Genomic DNA, 18,193 nt, shown 5'->3' on the forward strand with positions numbered 1-18,193 from the left:
AAGGAGATAATGCTCATAATGACCTCTTCACCACGTAATTTTAAACGCACACTACTCGCCGCTTTTATTAGTGCTGCAAGCTACTCACCAGTTCTGTTGGCCGCAGATGACAGCGCACTAAATGATACAGATGTCGCAAAAACCTTAGACCAGCTAGTAGTAACGGCATCTGGGCATGCACAACAAGTCACAGATGCTCCAGCATCGATTACCGTGGTGACGCAAGAAGAGCTAGAAAGCAAACCTTATAAAGATGTAACCGATGCTCTGCAAGATGTACCTGGCGTGATGGTCACTGGCGGTGGTTCCAGCCAAGACATCTCTATGCGTGGCATGAGCGGTAAGTACACCCTGATTTTGGTAGATGGTAAACGCCAAGGCTCCCGCGAAACCCGCCCGAATGGTGATAACTCAGGTATCGAACAAGGTTGGACGCCACCATTGTCTGCGATCGATCATATCGAAGTGGTACGTGGACCTATGTCTTCTCTTTATGGTTCCGACGCGCTGGGTGGTGTTATCAACATCATCACTAAAAAAGTACAAGATAAATGGGGCGGTGAGATTTCTGCCAGCACCACAATCCAAGACAACAACAAATCAGGCGACAGCCGCCAAGCCGATCTAATGGTCAGTGGACCACTGATCAAAGACAAATTAGGCCTACAATTTTACGGTCAAGTTTCTCAGCGTGATGAAGATGACATCTACAATGGTTATGCTGACCAAGACATTAACAATGGTACCGCTAAGGTCACTTGGAAAATGTCTGACGATCAAGACATCATTTTTGAAGCCGGCAAAGAAACCCAAGACAGAGACACACATGTCGGAAAGTCTATTGATCCTTCAGGTAGAGGCGCAGAAGACAGCGATACAGAATATACCCGTGATCATTACGCGGTCACTCACAATATCACTGTTGGCGATGTCAACGCTCAAACCTACATCACCAATGAGCAAATCGACAACCCTAGTCGAGATATGTACTACGAAGATACTGTCGTCAATAACCAAACAACGGTTTCCTTTGATAGCCATATTTTGACCTTCGGTGGCCAATACCAATACGAAAAGCTGGATGATTCAAATAATGGTGCCAATAATGGTGTGGATCAGCTTACTCGCTGGCAAGCAGCACTGTTTGTCGAAGATGAATACTTTTTAACCGACGACTTATCTTTAACCTCTGGCCTACGCTACAACAAGGACGAGAACTACGGGGATAACTTCTCACCACGCCTTTACGCCAACTGGGGGTTCGCACCAAACTGGACATTGAAAGGCGGTGTAAGCAGCGGTTACCGCTCACCTGATCTTCGAGAAGGTACCGACGGCTGGGGACAAGATACCGGTGGCTCCGCAGGTAATGCGTTGATTATTGGTAACTCAGACCTAGATCCAGAAAAAAGCGTCAGTGGTGAAGCAGGCCTTTACTGGGATAGCAACAACGGTACACAAATCAGCGGGACGATTTATCGCACTGACTACAAAGACAAAATCACCGAAGAACGAATTTGTGACACCGGAGCTGGAGATGCATCCTGTACATATGCAGGCGATAGCTACACCTACCTAAGCCAAAAATACAACGTCGATCGCGTTGTTATGCAAGGTATTGAGTTAACCCTGAATACCCACATCACAAAAAATGTTTCCTTCACAGGTAACTACACATACACAGACTCCGAGCAGAAATCTGGTGCTTTTTCAGGTGAGCCACTTAACCGTTTGCCGAAGCACATGATCAATGCGACAACTAACTGGACCATGAGCGACAAGATGAAATCTTGGGCCCGTGTTAACTACCGAGGCAAATCAAGCGACGGTCTAGAACGCACAAGTATTTCCAAAGGCATCCCTTCTTATACTTTCGTCGACACTGGTATGAGCTACGCTTTGACCAAAGACATCACTGTGTATGCAGGTATCTACAACATACTGGACAAAGAAGTGGACTACGATACTTACGAAGAAGTATTGGACGGCCGCCGCTACAACGCAAAAATCAGAATGAAGTTCTAATCTAGCGTTTCTGAGCCTCTCGGGGTCAGTACAATCAAACCGTAACGGGCTATCTCGTTACGGTTTTTTTATAAAGGCTAGCTGCGTCATCGCGCTTCTCTAATCAGCACAATCGCACTGCTTTATAACTAGTAGCCTTTCACCTCAAGATTACAATTGATAACCGCTTTATTTTCACCTAGACACTTAGCATGCCTATCTTCTGTTCGAACTCGCGTTTCTTCAGTACCGCAACTCTGTGCCACCAGCCATATTGATGCCCCTTATCAAACTTATGTCATTAGCTCCTGCTTCAAAACATGCTGTGGCCCTGAAGGACCGCCAAGATACAGTGCCCCGCTATCTTTAAATCCCACTTTTAAATAAAGACTTTTAGCCCCGCTATTTTTGCAATTCACAGTCAAATAAATGTCCTTATAATCCGGGTACTCTGCTCTAAGCAGATCCGCCAATTGCAGAAGTGCTTGTTTGGCATAGCCTTGCCCTTGATGGGCTTGATCAATAAAGAACTTTCGTAAGCCTAGACTTTGGACTGAAGCGTCGTGATAACTGCTTTTATAATCCCGATCAATCAGGAAAAAGCCCACTATTTTCCCATCCGCTAATACCAGGTAGGGCTGGGTCTGCTGATTCAGCCGATCTAAGATATCGCAAATAAGACCAACAAAGGGTTCTTGAGCTTCCGCTACCGAGAGTTTTTTCACTCTATCTAGATGCTGTGATTCCATTTTTGTAATGGTTACCATAGTGAGCCCTTACTTCCTGCTGGTTTAATATTTTGATTCTGTCGCCGTTGATTGAAAAACAAAAAATGCCGTTAAGACTTTCATCTTAACGGCATTTTTAAGTGCTTTATAAACCGACTAAATTAGTCTTGATTGATAAAGTAGTTGATTACGTAAGCAGGAAGATCCGCTGCTGGAACAACAATTTGCTCCATAGTGTCACGGTCACGAACCGTTACAGGTGCGCCTTCTTTTTCGATAGAATCGAAATCAACCGTTACGCAGATTGGTGTACCGACTTCGTCATGACGACGGTAGCCTTTACCTACGTTACCTGTGTTTTCATAAAGAATACGACCCAAGCCCAGTTTTTGAAGCTTGTTTTTCAACTCTTTCGCTAGCGCAACGATCTCTGGTTTGTTCTTCTTAAGCGGCATAATAGCCACTTTGATCGGAGCAAGATGCGGCTTAAACTTAAGCACAGTACGAGTCGAACCATTTGGTAGTTCTTCTTCTGTGTAAGCTTCTGTCATTACCGCCAACAAGCCGCGGTCTAGACCTGCAGAAGGTTCGATACAGAAAGGCACTTCCCATTTGTTCGCTTCAAGATCACGGATTGCAAGCTTCGCCGTAGAATGTTCGTTCTTTTTCACTTTTGCAGAAAGACCAAATTCTTCTTGCGCTTTAGTGTGTGAACCTAGATCGTAATCGGTACGGTTAGCAACACCTTCTAACTCTTCAAAACCATGTGGAAACTTGTACAAGATATCCACAGTTGATTTTGAATAATGGGCTAGGTCATCGCCTGTTACGTATTCAAACTCGATATTTTCTTCTGTTAGACCCTGATCCAACCACCACTGTTTGCGTGTTTTGACCCAAAAGTCGTGCCATTTTTCGTCTTCACCTGGTTTACAGAAAAATTCCAATTCCATTTGTTCGAACTCACGAACACGGAAAATGAAGTTACGAGGCGTGATTTCGTTACGGAAGGATTTACCAATCTGTGCAATACCAAAAGGCAAGGTACGAGAAGTAGAGTCCACAACGTTTTTGAAGTTAGTAAAAATACCTTGGGCAGTTTCTGGACGAAGATAAGTGTAAGACTCTTCGTTTACCATTGGGCCAACATTGGTTTTAAACATCAAGTTAAAGTCACGAGGCTCTGTTACATTTGTTGAGCCACAGTTATCGCACACTTTAATGTCTTTCATATGGTCTGCACGCATACGAGACTTACATTCGTGACAATCGACCATTGGGTCTGTAAATGTGTCTTCATGACCCGAGTATTTATAGACGTTTTTATTTTGAATGATAGCGGCATCCAAACCTTCTACGTCATCGCGTTCGTATACCATCGAACGCCACCAAGCCGCTTTTAGGTTGTTTTTCAACTCAATACCTAACGGACCGTAATCGTAAGCGCCTTGCATACCACCGTAGATTTCACTGCCTTGGAAAATAAATCCACGACGCTTACACAGGGAAACGAGTTCATCCATTGTTTTAGCTGGCATTTCTAAACACACCTTAAGCAAATTGGTTAATAGAAGAGACGCTCAACTTACAAGAGAGCGTTAATCAAAGAAAAAAGAAAGTTATAACTGCGCATTGTACTCTGTGCCCGAACTTCCCTCAATGGCGATTATTCATGAATAAAAAAGTCCCTTGATATAGCTTAATAAAAGCTCTTCTCATTTACAGGTTAAGCGCTCTTAAATAGATAACTATTGTCTTGCTGGACGAACAAAAAACATGCTTTTTTTGAACTTTATTACGTGTTTTTGCATCCAATATGTAAGATAATTCGTATTAATTACACATTGTTGTCGGATTTAGGATTCGTTATGCGTTCAACCTCTGTTTTCCCCCTTGTTCTATTTGGTCTTTTTGGGGTAGTTCCCTTTGCTATCTGGACTCTTTTGGCGATCACTGGCACTAGCTTCATGAGACACTCTGGGCTGGAACTATTTGCTGGGTACGGCGCCATTATGTTGAGTTTCTTTAATGGGGTAGTTTTTGGCCAAGTATTAGAAAACCCACAAAGAACCTATAGCCGCCGGGTTATGTCGTTTAGTCACCTAATCTCTTTATTAGCCTGGGGGACACTATTAATGGGCGTACCAACACTTTCTGTGATGGTCTTGCTATTAGGCTTTATCTCTACATTTTGGTTAGAAATACGCTGCCTTAAATTGCTTTTTGCACACAGTGACGGCCACTCTAAAACCCGCTATGTGCTGATTACTATCGTCTGTGTCCTTCATATACTCGTGCTATTTCCTCATTACTAATGAGGTAAACTTAACCCTATGAAAGGCATCAGAACAACCGCTGCATATATTGCTAAGAAAGGCATTAAACCTGCCTTTCCATCGCATAATTGAGGACAATAACATGCCTTTCAACGCCCTTATTATTGGCGCCAGCAGCACCATTGCTCAAGCTATTATCACCCATCTCGTGAAGGACCCTGACTGCCAGCGGGTCTTTACTGTGAGTCGAACCGCGGTCAATTTTTCCGCCAATAAGGTGATCTCTTTATTGTCAGACTACAGCGAAGCGTCCATCGACTCTGTATGCCAAAGCTTGCACGCTTATGCTGGCACGATAGATAAGGTGCTTATTTGTAACGGAGTACTACATCAAGGCACAGAAGATTCAAGCCATGCGCATCTTGTACAAATGCCGGAGAAAAAGCTGGAAGACATTACTATTAAACAGTTGGCGGATTGCTACCTAAGCAATAGTATTATTCCAATGTTATGGATTAGCCGTTTACTGCCTATTTTAAAGAGAGAAGAAGCTGTAAAAGTCGCGGCCTTCAGCGCTAGGATCGGCAGTATTTCTGATAATAAAGCGGGCGGTTGGTATAGTTATCGAGCATCCAAAGCGGCGCTTAATATGTTGATACAAAATAGTGCGATCGAATACGCAAGGCGCGCGCCTAATGTGAAACTTATCGCCTTCCACCCGGGGACAACGGATACCCCACTATCAAAACCCTTTCAACGCAATGTCGCTAAAAACAAGCTCTTCACCGCCGAGTTTGTTGCCGAAAAAGCCCTATCGGTATTAGATCAAGCCACACCTGATCAACAAGCTTCTTTTCTTGATTGGGATAATCAACCTATTGAATGGTAGCGTGTTAAATTATCAAATAGAAAGCAGCCACACCTAACAGCGAGCTCTTTAATGGAAGATTTAGATCAGACCGACCGAAAAATCCTCAACCTGCTACAACAAGATGCAAGCCTAACCGCAACGCAAGTAGCAGAGCGCGTGGGACTATCTCAATCTCCTTGCTGGCGACGCATTAATCGCCTTGAGCAAGAAGGCTATATTCAATCTACCCAAGCTATTTTAGACCGTCATAAAGTCGGCTTAGAGATTGTTGTGTTAGTGAATATAAAGCTGTCTTCCCATGGCAGAAAAATGCTTGATGAGTTTGAACAGTCTATTGTCGACTTTTCGGAAGTGGTGGAATGCTGGACCATTTCAGGGTCGATGGATTACAGCCTGCGAGTGGTGGCAAAAAACATCAACAGCTATGAGACCTTCTTGCGTAGCAAGCTACTTCAGCTGCCACATATTCAAGAAGCACAAAGCCATTTCACCATGCGTGAAGTTAAAAATGTCACCCAACTCCCTTTAGACTAAAAAGCAGCACTTTTCTAGCAAGCAGCAAGGCGACATCATACTGCCAATCAGGCTATTGCAATAATGGGTCGTCTTTAGGCAGTAATTTTTGAATCCATAATGCCAATTTGTGCTTCATACTCGGCAAATCCTCTTTGTCAGCTGGCAATGCCACAATAAGCTTATCCAAGACTAACAAACGATAAATTGCTTCGGTTTTCTCATTCGCAGACATGGTGGCAGAAAAACCATCATAGCCTCGCTTCAACGCATAGTTTTCACCAACTTGAATGGCTTTTTTACTCAGTGCGGCTTCGTTTTTCACTTTCTTCATGGGCTTATTCACCTATTCGGTTATCGCTCAAACAACCCTCTCAAGATTGTCGACAGATTGATAAACACGCGATTTGAGACAATCTAGACTCTAGCAGCTTTTTCTTACTTGCCACACTCTTCCCGCTAATAAAATGTAAAAAATGGCTATTAAACAAGGTGTTGTCAGTTGTTAGGAAGATCATTAGTCAGGCTAGAGGTATTCAACGCAGGTGAAAACTAACAATATTGTCGACAATTGCACTTGAATCAATGATCGATCAAGGCTATAAAGTGTGTATTGTCGACAATCGAGCTTTGATTTTTTATGAACAACCTGGTTTCCATCAAATCTGCCACCTTATCTGAGGATCTCGCTCAGCAGCTTAGCAATGCCATAGTAAAAGGTGAAATAGCCCAAGGCAGTAAGATCTCAGAGCCTGAGCTCGCCAAACAATACGGTGTATCCAGAGGACCACTAAGAGAAGCTATTGTAAAACTAGAAGGCCTTGGTTTAGTCACTCGTACTGCCAATATTGGCGCTCGAGTCATTCAGTTAAATACTCAAGATATGCTCGATACATTCAGCATGCGCGAAGCCTTAGAAGGCATGGCTGCTCGGCTGGCGGCGAGCTCTATGGCGCGCCATGAAATAGAAGGCTTGTATGCCTTACTGGATAAACACCAAGCCTATCTCGATGATAATCAAGATGAACACTATGTCCAGCAAGGGGGCAATGATGACTTTCATTTGCGCATTATTCACGCCAGTGGCAACACGAAATTAATCCGCTTACTGACAGAAGAATTATACGCGGTGATTCGCATGTATCGCCGCCATACTGCTGACCAACGCAGCGATCCTCGTCAAGCATTGCGTGAACACCGTGCGATTCTAGACGCTATCGCGAATCATGAAGGCGACCTGGCAGAATTACTCATGCGTCGCCATATCAGCCGGGCCAGTCATTTATTAAAACAAGCGATGGAGCACACCGCCCTCGCTTCGCAATAAATAAAGGCTTGCTCATTCACGAAAACAACAATAAGAGAGCCAGATTATGACCAATCTAACTGCCGGAGCCCGCTTTAGAGAAGCGGTAAAAACACAATCCCCATTGCAAGTCGTTGGCACCATCAACGCCTATTGCGCCATGATGGCTGAGCAAACTGGCCACCATGCGATTTACTTATCCGGTGGTGGCGTAGCCAATGCCTCCTATGGTTTGCCGGATTTAGGCATGACCGACTTACACGATGTGTTAGAGGACGTTCGTCGTATTACTTCGGCTTCTAATCTCCCGCTGCTGGTCGATATCGATACCGGCTTTGGTGGGGCATTTAATATCACCAGAACCGTACAACAAATGGAGCAAGCTGGGGCGGCGGCGGTTCACATCGAAGACCAGGTTCAGCAAAAACGCTGTGGTCATCGCCCGAATAAAGCCATTGTCAGCCAAAATGAGATGGTCGATCGTGTCAAAGCCTGTGTCGACGCTCGTAATGACGACGATTTTGTCATCATGGCACGCACTGACGCGTTAGCGGTAGAAGGCATGGAACCCGCGATTGAACGCGCCATTGCGTGTGTCGAAGCTGGCGCCGATATGATCTTCCCAGAAGCCATGATCACCTTAGATCAGTACAAAGAATTCGTCGCGGCGGTAAACGTGCCTGTATTGGCCAATATCACCGAATTTGGCGCAACCCCTTTATTTAGCAAAGAAGAATTAGCCAGTGTCGGAGTAGACCTAGTGCTCTACCCATTGAGTGCATTCAGAGCCATGAATAAAGCCGCCTTAAACGTCTATCAACATCTGCTCAACGACGGTCACCAACGCGCAACGGTCGAGACGATGCAAACCCGCAACGAGCTCTACGAGTTCCTTAACTATCACGCTTACGAAGATAAGCTTGATGCGCTTTTCTCTGAGCAAAAAGCGACTAAATAATACGCTTATTCAAAATGCTAAGCACAATGATTCTATGGATTTCTCAACCAACAATAATAAAGGAGAGACAACATGGCTAAAGTACTTTCTGGTGCGGGTCTACGTGGCCAAAGTGCAGGCGAAACAGCCCTTTGCACTGTCGGTAAGGCCGCCGCAGGGCTAACTTATCGAGGCTACGATATCGATGTATTAGCAGAGCATGCAAGTTTTGAAGAAGTGGCTTATCTACTCCTCTATGGCGCCTTACCCAACCGCGTTCAACTGCAAGACTACGAGCATAAATTGATGCAGCTTCGTAGCTTACCTGAACCACTAAAAGCGGCTTTAGAACTGATTCCAAAAGACGCTCACCCAATGGATGTGATGCGAACTGGGTGTTCTTTTTTAGGTAACCTTGAACCAGAACAGAGTTCGGAGCAGCAGCCTTTCTCAGGCCAATTAGCGTCAGCAGATCGGCTGATCGCCACCTTACCTGCCATGGTGCTTTATTGGTATCGATTTACTCATGATGGCGTGCGTATCGACACCCAAAACAGTCACGTCGCGTCTCTTGCTGGGCATTTCTTAACCATGCTCCACGACGAAGAACCCAGTGCCTTGCACACGCAAGTAATGAACGTCTCGTTGATTCTCTATGCCGAGCATGAGTTTAACGCATCGACCTTTACCGCTCGCGTCTGTGCTTCTACTTTATCAGACATGCATTCTTGTGTGACTGGAGCAATTGGCAGCTTACGGGGACCACTGCACGGCGGCGCGAATGAAGCCGCAATGGAGATGATTGAACCCTGGCAATCTGCAGACGAAGCAGAAGCGGCATTGCTAACCAAACTCGCGAATAAAGAAAAGGTAATGGGGTTTGGCCATGCCATTTACAGCGAGCGAGATCCACGTAACGACATCATCAAAAAATGGTCTAAAAAGCTCAGTGAAGAAACCGGAGATGACCACCTGTATTCAGTATCGGAACGTTGTGAAGCGGTCATGTGGCGTGAGAAAAAGTTATTCTGCAATGCCGATTTCTTCCATGCCAGTGCCTATCGCTTTATGGGCATTCCCACTAAATTATTCACGCCTATTTTTGTTTGTTCACGCATTACCGGATGGGCAGCCCATGTGATGGAACAAAGGGCTAATAACCGCATTATTCGCCCGAGCGCGGATTATACAGGGCCAGATCATGCCGAATGGGTAGCGATTGACGACCGACCATAAGACCTTTGGTACACCAAATTGATTCGTTTACTGTCATAACAGATTTTAAGGAAAACACATGAGCGCCAACGTAGATCTAAATAACCGCCCTGATTACGACCAAGTCATCCAAGACATCGCTGACTACGTAATCCAATACAAAGTAACCAGCCAAGAAGCACTCGATACCGCCCGTAATTGCTTAATGGATACTCTTGGCTGTGGCCTGCTTGCCCTACGCTTCCCTGAATGCACAAAACATTTAGGCCCTATAGTACAAGGTACCCTGGTGCCAAATGGCGCCCGTGTGCCAGGCACCTCTTTATCCCTTGATCCTGTCAAAGCGGCTTGGGATATTGGCTGTATCATTCGCTGGCTTGACTACAATGACACTTGGTTAGCCGCAGAATGGGGACATCCTTCTGATAACCTAGGCGGTATTTTGGCCGTTGCCGATCATTTGTCACAAGTGCGCCTAGCAAATGGTGAAGCCCCGCTTACCATGCGTGAGGTACTCGAAGCCATGGTGATGGCCCACGAAATACAAGGTGTCATCGCACTAGAAAACTCATTTAACCGCGTTGGTTTATGTCATGTCCTCTTAGTGAGAGTGGCGTCTGCGGCGGTTGTCACAAAAATGATGGGCGGCGATCGCGAACAAATCATGGCGGCCATATCGCAAGCTTGGGTTGATGGTTCGGCTCTGCGTACCTATCGTCATGCACCGAATGCCGGATCCCGCAAATCATGGGCAGCGGGTGATGCAACCTCTCGTGCCGTGCGCCTAGCGGATATGTCAATGCGTGGTGAAATGGGCATTCCAGGGGTGCTTACTGCACCACAGTGGGGGTTCTATGATGTGTCTTTCTCCAAAACGAATAAAGACCAAGCGATCAAGCCAGAAACAGAGCGTCAATTCTCTTTCAGCCAAGATTACGCCAGCTACGTTATGGAAAATATCTTATTTAAGATTTCTTTCCCGGCCGAATTTCATGCTCAAACAGCCGCCGAAGCCGCTGTCACTTTGCACCCTCAAGTCAAAGACCGCTTGGCTGAGATCGACAAAATCGTCATTCGTACTCATGAATCCGCGATTCGCATTATTTCCAAGTCGGGCCCATTAGCCAATGCCGCTGACCGAGATCACTGTTTGCAGTACATGGCCGCGGTGCCTTTGGCCTTTGGTAATTTGATTGCAGAACATTATGAAGATGATTTCCATGCGGCCAACCCTATCATTGATGAGCTGCGCGAAAAAATGGAAATCGTTGAAGATAAGCGTTTCACCGCAGAATACCTAGAAGCGGATAAACGCTCTATTGCGAATGCGATTCAGGTATTTTTTAAAGATGGCAGCAGCACAGAAGAAGTCGCCGTTGAATACCCTGTTGGTCATCGCCGTCGTCGTGAAGAAGGCATCCCGTTACTTGAGCAGAAATTTAAAAACAACTTGGCAACACGTTTTCCAAGCCACCAATGCCAAACCATTTTTAACCTATGCAAAGATCAAACTGAGCTAGAACAGACTTCGGTAAACCGCTTTATGGATCTATTTGTTATCGCGTAACCTGCGAAATACAGACAGTGACATATACAAAATGCCCCCTGAGTTACGTCAGCGGGGCATTTTCCCCCTAAAAGCCTTCTTTCCCCCTGATTTCCTCCTTAATTATCCGGCTTTTTGTAGCTAATATGAAAACGCCTACTAAGTGCTTACGATCGTCCATAAAAACACATAGCATTCGCCTGTTTTTGTTAAATAAATAGATTAAAAATTGAATTATCATTCATTGTTCTATAAATTATTTTTATAACAAACCACAACAATAAAAACCTCAGAATATAAAAATCACTTGTCACCCATGTTCGCTCTCTTGTCTTCCTAAGCTAGAAAGCAATATCAAGCTGTGTCGTGATTTTCCACCCCTTTAAATCGTTTATCCAAGGTTCGCCTCTCTTTAAGGAATAAAACATGTTGTCTTATTTAAGAAAATCGCCGCTCCCGCAGCAGCTAGGATTAAGCGCTTTAAGCGCCATTGTGGTTATTTTTTTACTGCTTATTTTTCTAATGAGAATGCTCTTTAGCGAGCAAATTAATAAAATAGTGACCAGCCATCAGGAAAAAGAGGTGGAATTAGTCGCGAACCAACTACATGATAAATATCAACAACTAGACCGTCGTGTACTGCGTGATGGTGGCTTGCTCAACATCACACTCAGTGACTTAAACATTGACCATAACAAGCTATTAAACGTAGGTGGTTATCAAGTTCCAACACTGACACTGCAGGGTCAAACCCTCAATGGTAACAGCCCTCTTATTAAGCGCTTTGCTAACACGACTGAGCTGCAAGTAGGTCTTATTATCAAGCAAGGTGGTCGCCTTATACGTGTCACCAGTTCACAAGACAGGCTAGCAGGACAAACAGCAGTTGGCAGTGAAATTTCCAGCGCTTCTGCTGCTTATCAAGCCATTCAGCAAGGCCGCGTATTCAGTGGTAAAGCCCTAATCAACCAGCACAGCTATTTCGCTCGATATGCGCAATTGACGGCCTCACCTGAATTATATTATGAAATTCTTATTCCTTATAATGATGTTTTGGCACCGCTTGCCCGCTCCTTAAACAGCATCACATTTGGTAAAAGTGGCTATTTATATATGACAGATACCGGTGTCAACAGAGGTAACTTTCTACTCCACCCTAGCCAGAAAATAATCGGTAAAAATATTCTTCAAATGTATCCAGAGTTAACCGATGCATTAAATAAGATGTATCAAAATGAAGAGGGTATCACCCGCTATGCGCTAAAAATACCTGGTCAGGATGACTCATTACGCCCCTCTAAAATTGTCTTTAAAAGAGTGTCTGGTTGGGACTGGGTTATCTCCCTTAAATCTTTTGATGATGAATATAAAGAAGAGGTCAATGGAGTATTATGGAGCCTTAGTATTCTTTGCGCCTTCGCTTCTATTTTCCTTGCCGGTATTTTATGGGTCTTTATTCGTCGAGCCCTAAAACCTCTACAGCAAATTTCCTACGCATTAAGCCAATTAGGACAAGGGAACTTGGCCTTTTCGTTTACCACAAACAAAGATCAAAACAGCCGTAACGAAGTGGACTTATTGCAAAACGACACGACGCTCATGCGTGACAATCTTATTCAGTTAATCAACAAGGTTTTGCTCTCAAGTAACGAGCTACTGGCATCAAGTCAAGCTATCTCAAACGCCAACCTTGATTTGAAAGAGAGTGCAAACAACAGTAAAGATAGCAGTATTCAAGTGGCTTCAGCCATCACTCAGATCTCAGCGTCCATTGAGGAAGTAGCGCAAAGCGCCACCGAAGTTTCTAATGAGTCTGTCGCTGTGCAAAGTGCAACAGAAAGCGGGCATGAAGCGGTGAAACAAGTTGAACAGACCGTCAGCAAACTCTCATCGGCCTTTAGCCAAGCTTCCGATACCATTGCCAGTGTCGAAGCCAGCTCCAGCAATATTGGTGCTGTGGCAACTGTGATCAACGAGATTGCCGAACAAACCAATTTATTGGCTCTCAATGCCGCCATAGAAGCCGCTCGTGCGGGAGAGCATGGACGAGGCTTTGCCGTTGTCGCCGATGAAGTTCGTGTATTAGCCCAACGAACTCAGCAATCTACTAAAGAGATCCGTGAAGTGATTGATACTTTACAATCTAACAGTCGCTCTGCTGTTGAAGAAATGACCAAAGGCCGTGAACAAGTAGACAATAGCGTGCAACAAACACTGCATGCTGGCGAAGTACTGAATCAAATATTTGAGTCCACACAGACGGTTGCAAGCGGTATTTCCAATGTCGCTGCCGCCACTGAGGAACAAAGTGTGGCTGCATCTCAAATTCGCCAAAGCTCTGAGTCCCTTCAACAAGCAGCAACAGCAACCCTTCAGCAATCTGATGTCTCCCAAGGCCACAGCCAGCATATACGTGAGCTTGCAAAAGCCCTACAAAAAGACTTGGCTGCCTTTACTCTAAAATAGACATAAGCCAACCAAAAGGTACGAACCTATCCCCACAAACGGGTTCGTACCTTCCCTACACCTCATGCGCACAGTATCATTCGCGGATCATGAGGAGATTTTATGCATTCATCTGACAACCACCGCCATTGTTTTTTATTTATCGGTTCTGAAGCTGAAGTATTGTCAGATTTTTTGCGCCTCTGCGAGCACTTAGCAGAACCGCTTATTTGCGCCCATGAAGTTACCCAATACCAACACCTTACCAGAGACACCTCACCTAGCTATCGCACTTGCTCTTTTAAGCAAGCACGTCAAGAACTCGGCGCCAGCCATGAGGCTATTTTAGTGGATCTAAGACATGGCGTGTCAGCAAGTGCCCTCGCTATTCTAGCCGGGACAGTACGTGGCAATGGCGTCTTTGCTATCGCCTTACCAAAGGGGGATTGGCAATCTATGACAGATCAAGATTTGCCTCGCTACTTACCTTGGCCTTATCAGAGCGCGCAAATTGACTCCAGTTTCAAACGCTTTTTATTGACTCGATTACTCGCCCCCAATAGTCCTTTTAGACTCACTCACTGCGGCTCAAAAGAAGTGGCTCTGCAAGCATTGCCTGCCCTTTCCTCAGACCTTGATCATCCGCCATTAAATACCCAGCAAGCATTAGCACAATCTTGCTTACTGGCATTAGAAGCGAAGTCTTATGTGCTGCTCGCGCCTCGTGGTCGTGGCAAATCTACGCTACTCGGAGACAGTCTCGCCAAACTTCTCGAAACCGGTAAAAAAGTTGCGCTGGTCGCCGCAAACCAAAGCGCGGTGGTCACCCTTAAGCAACGTTTTGAAGCGGTTTTATCAATCTCATCGGCGAGCCTAACACTTCCTTTCTTCGCACCGGACGCACTGCTCTCGAACTCAAATCATTGGGACATTTTATTGGTTGATGAAGCCGCAACCATCCCTATTCCTATGCTGAAAGCGTTAAATGATAAAGCAGATCATTGCCTATTTAGCAGCACAGATTATGGCTACGAGGGTGCCGGTAAAGGCTTTGGTATTCAGTTTTGTCGCTATTTAGCTAAGCAAGTGTCGCCTCGTTTAAAACCCCTTGAGCAACTTCATTTAACCCAACCAATACGCTGGGGGGAAAATGACCCACTGGAAAACTGGCTAAATAAAAGCTTCTTTTTAGCGACCAGCGAAGCCCCTGAAATAAAACCCAGTAACGCCGCAGAGAGCTGTGAATACCTAACAATCACAGGCGCACAATGGTTAACCCAAGAAACGCTATTAGCAGATACCTTCCAGTTATTGGTCAGCGCCCATTATCAAACCTCAGCGGATAACTTACGCTGGGTACTCGATGACCCGTCAGTCACCTGTCATCTACTAGGTCAAGATACGGCTGTCACCAGCGTGGCTATCATCACGGAAGAAGGTACCTTGCCTGACACGCTCAGTTTAGCGGTAATGCAAGGAACACGGCGCCCACGTGGTCATTTAATACCACAATCTTTATTAGCTCATGAGGGCTGGGAAAATGCAGGAGATTATCGTTATTGGCGTATTAGTCGCATTGCGACACAAACCGCCCAGCAAAATAACGGTTATGCAAGTAGGCTGCTGCAACAAATTGAAAGCTCTGCCAAAGCCCCTTCGAACCGCTGTGACTTCCTCTGTACAAGTTTTGCAGCCACCTCAGAAGTCGTGGCTTTTTGGCTCAAGAATGGCTTTATTCCAGTGCGCCTGGGAACCACCAAAGACCAAGCCAGCGGCTGTTATTCGCTGATGATGGTGAAACCTTTAACCCACCAAGCGGAGCAGCAAGCAAGGCTTTGGCAGCAAGGTTATTTAGCCAACCTGAGCATTAATTTACCTCGGGATTATGCCGATATAGATGCCAGTTTAGCCAACCAACTGAACCGCTCTTATCTTGATAAGGCGTTACAAAACAGCCTTGAAATAGCGCCCATGATAAGCACAAAGGACCGTAAAGACTTGGCTTTATTTGCCTATCATCACCGCCCTTACCTCACCATACGCGCTCAACTTACCCGCATGGTTAACAGTCAAATCGCGTGCCATCAACTTACTACAGCACACCCAGATTACCCTTTATTACACGCAGTAATTAACCAAGCCGCCCATCAAATTGATTTCTCAGTCTTCCATTTAAAGACCAAGAAGCAAGTGGAGAGGCGACTAAAGTCTGCCGTCGATGGATTATTATCCAGCTCACAATAACAGTCTAGCAATGTGTAACTTTCCGCCCATCTGCCGAATTTAATGGGTGGTTTCCCACCCAAATATCCCTTTCAAAAACACTCAGGCTTTAGCCACATCACGTAAAATCAAATTATTTTTATTAAATTTCAACAACTTAAACAAGTTCACAAGAAATTGGCACAAAATGTGTAATAAATGATGTTGCAACGTTATTTTTTAACCTTGTTATCCGTTTAACAAAGATTAAACGCACAACAATAATAATTACTCAGTTTTGGAGTCCAATAACAATGAAAAAACTCAGCTTAGCTCTAACCACTCTTGCACTTACGTTTTCCGCAGGTAGTGCTTTTGCAGATTCATCTTCCGCGTGCGATGCCGGTGAGCGTATTGTTAAGTTCAGCCACGTAACAGGGGGAACAACACACCCGAAAGTGGTTGCTGCCAATAATTTTGCGGACCGTGTAAACAAAGAAATGAACGGCAAATTATGCGTCGTTGTTTACCCAAACTCGACCCTATTTGGTGACTCTAAAGAGCTTGAAGCCCTGCTATTGGGTGATGTTCAGCTGCTTGCACCGTCTTTGTCTAAATTTGGTTCTTATTCTCCGAAATACGGCGTATTTGATTTACCTTTTATCTTTAAAGACATGGACCATGCAATTCGCTTTACCAAAACCCCCGAAGGCAAGAAATTGCTCAAGGCAATGGAAGACAATGCAGGCTTTGTTGGTTTAGGTTATTGGATGTCTGGCATGAAATATTTCTCTGCCAACAAAAAACTGACGCTACCTAGTGATGCAGAAGGCCTAAAATTCCGCGTACAAACCTCTGACGTGGCAAAATCTATGATTTCAGCCATGGGCGCGTCACCACAAGCGATGGCTTTTTCAGAAGTATACGGCGCTTTGCAAACGGGTGTAGTCGATGGCCAAGAAAACACTTGGTCTAACATCTACACGAAAAAATTCTACGAAGTGCAAGACAGCATCACAGAAACCAACCACCAGCTATTGGCTTATTTGTTCATGACGTCTAAAGACTTCCTAGACAGCCTGTCTCCTGCAGATCACGATCAATTCATGGCCATTGCAGACCAAGTTACTCAAGAAGCGAACGAATCGGTTAAAGCGAAAGAAGCGGCCAACCGCGCCAACATTCTAAAAGCCGGCGGCAAGATCAACACCTTGACAGAAGAACAACGTCAAACATGGGTTGATACTATGAAACCGGTTTGGAAGAAGTTTGACGGTGATATCGGTACCGACGTTGTTAACGCCGCAGCAGGTGCGTAATACACCGTTTAATACCTTGTAATAAAGCTGGCCTAAGGGCCAGCTTTTGCCAGCTCGGTAACCGGCCTTCTGCTGCTTAACAGTTAAGAATACGTCCTTACTTTCGTTACCCTCTGGCATCGCTCTTATATTCGCTCAGGAGACACAAATGGCATACTGGCCACATATTTATTTATTGATTTTCGTCCTCGCACTTTGGGCATTAGAAAAATGCTTTCCAAAGGTGATGGAACGTGCTGAAGAAAACCTGATGATTATTGTTATCTCCTCTATTATGGTGGTGTCATTTGGGCAGGTCATTGCACGCTACGGTTTCAATACTGGCTGGGATGCCGCTCTCGAATTTAACACCATCGCCTTTTCTTGGTTAATTCTTCTTGGTATGAGCTATGGCATCAAAACGGGCATTCACCTTGGTGTCGACATTGTGCTGAATGCGGTTCCTAAGAAGATTTCCAAAGCTCTTTCTTTGTTTGGCGCGTTTGCTGCCATTTTATATGGTTTGATTTTGCTTGATTCCACTTGGTTAACGCTCTTGGGCATAGACACTCGTGGCGGTGCCATCGAATACTGGTCAAAAATGTACAAGATTGGTATCGGCACGGAAGAGCTTCGTTACCCTCTTTTCATGCAAGAAGCGTTTGATTTACGCCCACGCGTACAACGCTGGTTAGTGCTGGTGATACTGCCAATCAGCTTAGCAATGCTCTCCCTCCGCTCTTTGCAGGCCTTCATTGACATTGCACGTGGTAAACGTGACATGTTGATCAGTGGCCATGAAGCACAAGAACTGGTCAAAGAAAACAAAGACGCCTTAAAAGACTAGCTGAG

At 45.1% G+C, this 18,193-nt stretch carries 15 protein-coding genes; 12 read left to right on the forward strand and 3 right to left on the reverse strand.

Features of this window, described 5'->3' with window-relative positions; all coding sequences use genetic code 11:
• Positions 1–18: 18 nt before the first annotated feature.
• Positions 19–2,025, forward strand: coding sequence for a ligand-gated channel protein (locus DFP81_RS05840; RefSeq protein ID WP_115896829.1), 2,007 nt, complete (start codon positions 19–21; stop codon positions 2,023–2,025).
• Between the two features lie 272 nt (positions 2,026–2,297).
• On the opposite strand, the gene DFP81_RS05845 is transcribed toward DFP81_RS05840, so the two are convergent.
• Together DFP81_RS05845 and DFP81_RS05850 are read right to left on the reverse strand one after the other, a co-directional pair.
• On the reverse strand, positions 2,298–2,771 hold the full coding sequence (locus tag DFP81_RS05845; protein ID WP_115896830.1) for a GNAT family N-acetyltransferase: 474 nt from the start codon (positions 2,769–2,771) through the stop codon (positions 2,298–2,300).
• A gap of 122 nt (positions 2,772–2,893) precedes the next feature.
• Positions 2,894–4,270: a glycine--tRNA ligase gene (locus DFP81_RS05850; protein WP_115896831.1), complete on the reverse strand. Its 1,377-nt coding sequence runs from the start codon at positions 4,268–4,270 to the stop codon at positions 2,894–2,896.
• A gap of 330 nt (positions 4,271–4,600) precedes the next feature.
• On the opposite strand from DFP81_RS05850, the gene DFP81_RS05855 reads away from it, so the two are divergent.
• The 3 genes from DFP81_RS05855 to DFP81_RS05865 all read left to right on the forward strand — a co-directional run bounded on the left by DFP81_RS05855 (position 4,601) and on the right by DFP81_RS05865 (position 6,413).
• On the forward strand, positions 4,601–5,047 hold the full coding sequence (locus DFP81_RS05855; protein ID WP_115896832.1) for a DUF3429 domain-containing protein: 447 nt from the start codon (positions 4,601–4,603) through the stop codon (positions 5,045–5,047).
• A 103-nt stretch (positions 5,048–5,150) separates the two neighbouring features.
• Positions 5,151–5,897, forward strand: coding sequence for an SDR family NAD(P)-dependent oxidoreductase (locus DFP81_RS05860; RefSeq protein ID WP_115896833.1), 747 nt, complete (start codon positions 5,151–5,153; stop codon positions 5,895–5,897).
• Positions 5,898–5,948: 51 nt separating this feature from the next.
• A complete protein-coding gene (locus DFP81_RS05865) occupies positions 5,949–6,413 on the forward strand; it encodes an Lrp/AsnC family transcriptional regulator (protein ID WP_115896834.1) in 465 nt (154 codons plus the stop codon).
• A gap of 52 nt (positions 6,414–6,465) precedes the next feature.
• Here the strand turns inward: DFP81_RS05865 and DFP81_RS05870 are convergent, their stop codons facing one another.
• Positions 6,466–6,726 carry a DUF5062 family protein gene (locus DFP81_RS05870; protein WP_115896835.1) on the reverse strand — a complete coding sequence of 87 codons (261 nt, stop codon included), beginning with the start codon at positions 6,724–6,726 and terminating at the stop codon, positions 6,466–6,468.
• 306 nt (positions 6,727–7,032) lie between these two features.
• Here DFP81_RS05870 and DFP81_RS05875 point away from each other — a divergent pair, with 306 nt between their 5' ends.
• The 8 genes from DFP81_RS05875 (at position 7,033) to DFP81_RS05910 (ending at position 18,188) form a co-directional block, all read left to right on the forward strand.
• On the forward strand, positions 7,033–7,719 hold the full coding sequence (locus DFP81_RS05875; protein WP_115896836.1) for a GntR family transcriptional regulator: 687 nt from the start codon (positions 7,033–7,035) through the stop codon (positions 7,717–7,719).
• A 46-nt stretch (positions 7,720–7,765) separates the two neighbouring features.
• Positions 7,766–8,656 (forward strand): methylisocitrate lyase, encoded by an 891-nt coding sequence (gene prpB / locus DFP81_RS05880; protein ID WP_115896837.1) that lies wholly within the window; start codon positions 7,766–7,768, stop codon positions 8,654–8,656.
• Positions 8,657–8,728: 72 nt separating this feature from the next.
• A complete protein-coding gene (gene prpC, locus DFP81_RS05885) occupies positions 8,729–9,871 on the forward strand; it encodes a bifunctional 2-methylcitrate synthase/citrate synthase (protein ID WP_115896838.1) in 1,143 nt (380 codons plus the stop codon).
• A gap of 58 nt (positions 9,872–9,929) precedes the next feature.
• Positions 9,930–11,417 (forward strand): 2-methylcitrate dehydratase, encoded by a 1,488-nt coding sequence (gene prpD, locus DFP81_RS05890; protein ID WP_115896839.1) that lies wholly within the window; start codon positions 9,930–9,932, stop codon positions 11,415–11,417.
• A 405-nt stretch (positions 11,418–11,822) separates the two neighbouring features.
• Positions 11,823–13,862: a methyl-accepting chemotaxis protein gene (locus DFP81_RS05895; protein WP_115896840.1), complete on the forward strand. Its 2,040-nt coding sequence runs from the start codon at positions 11,823–11,825 to the stop codon at positions 13,860–13,862.
• A gap of 102 nt (positions 13,863–13,964) precedes the next feature.
• Positions 13,965–16,085 (forward strand): tRNA(Met) cytidine acetyltransferase TmcA domain-containing protein, encoded by a 2,121-nt coding sequence (locus DFP81_RS05900; RefSeq protein ID WP_115896841.1) that lies wholly within the window; start codon positions 13,965–13,967, stop codon positions 16,083–16,085.
• 272 nt (positions 16,086–16,357) lie between these two features.
• Positions 16,358–17,362: a TRAP transporter substrate-binding protein gene (locus DFP81_RS05905; protein ID WP_115896842.1), complete on the forward strand. Its 1,005-nt coding sequence runs from the start codon at positions 16,358–16,360 to the stop codon at positions 17,360–17,362.
• Positions 17,363–17,510: 148 nt separating this feature from the next.
• On the forward strand, positions 17,511–18,188 hold the full coding sequence (locus tag DFP81_RS05910; RefSeq protein ID WP_115896843.1) for a TRAP transporter small permease: 678 nt from the start codon (positions 17,511–17,513) through the stop codon (positions 18,186–18,188).
• Positions 18,189–18,193: the final 5 nt, after the last annotated feature.

This window comes from Marinomonas pollencensis (genome assembly GCF_003387375.1).
GTDB classification, from domain to species: Bacteria; Pseudomonadota; Gammaproteobacteria; order Pseudomonadales; family Marinomonadaceae; genus Marinomonas; species Marinomonas pollencensis.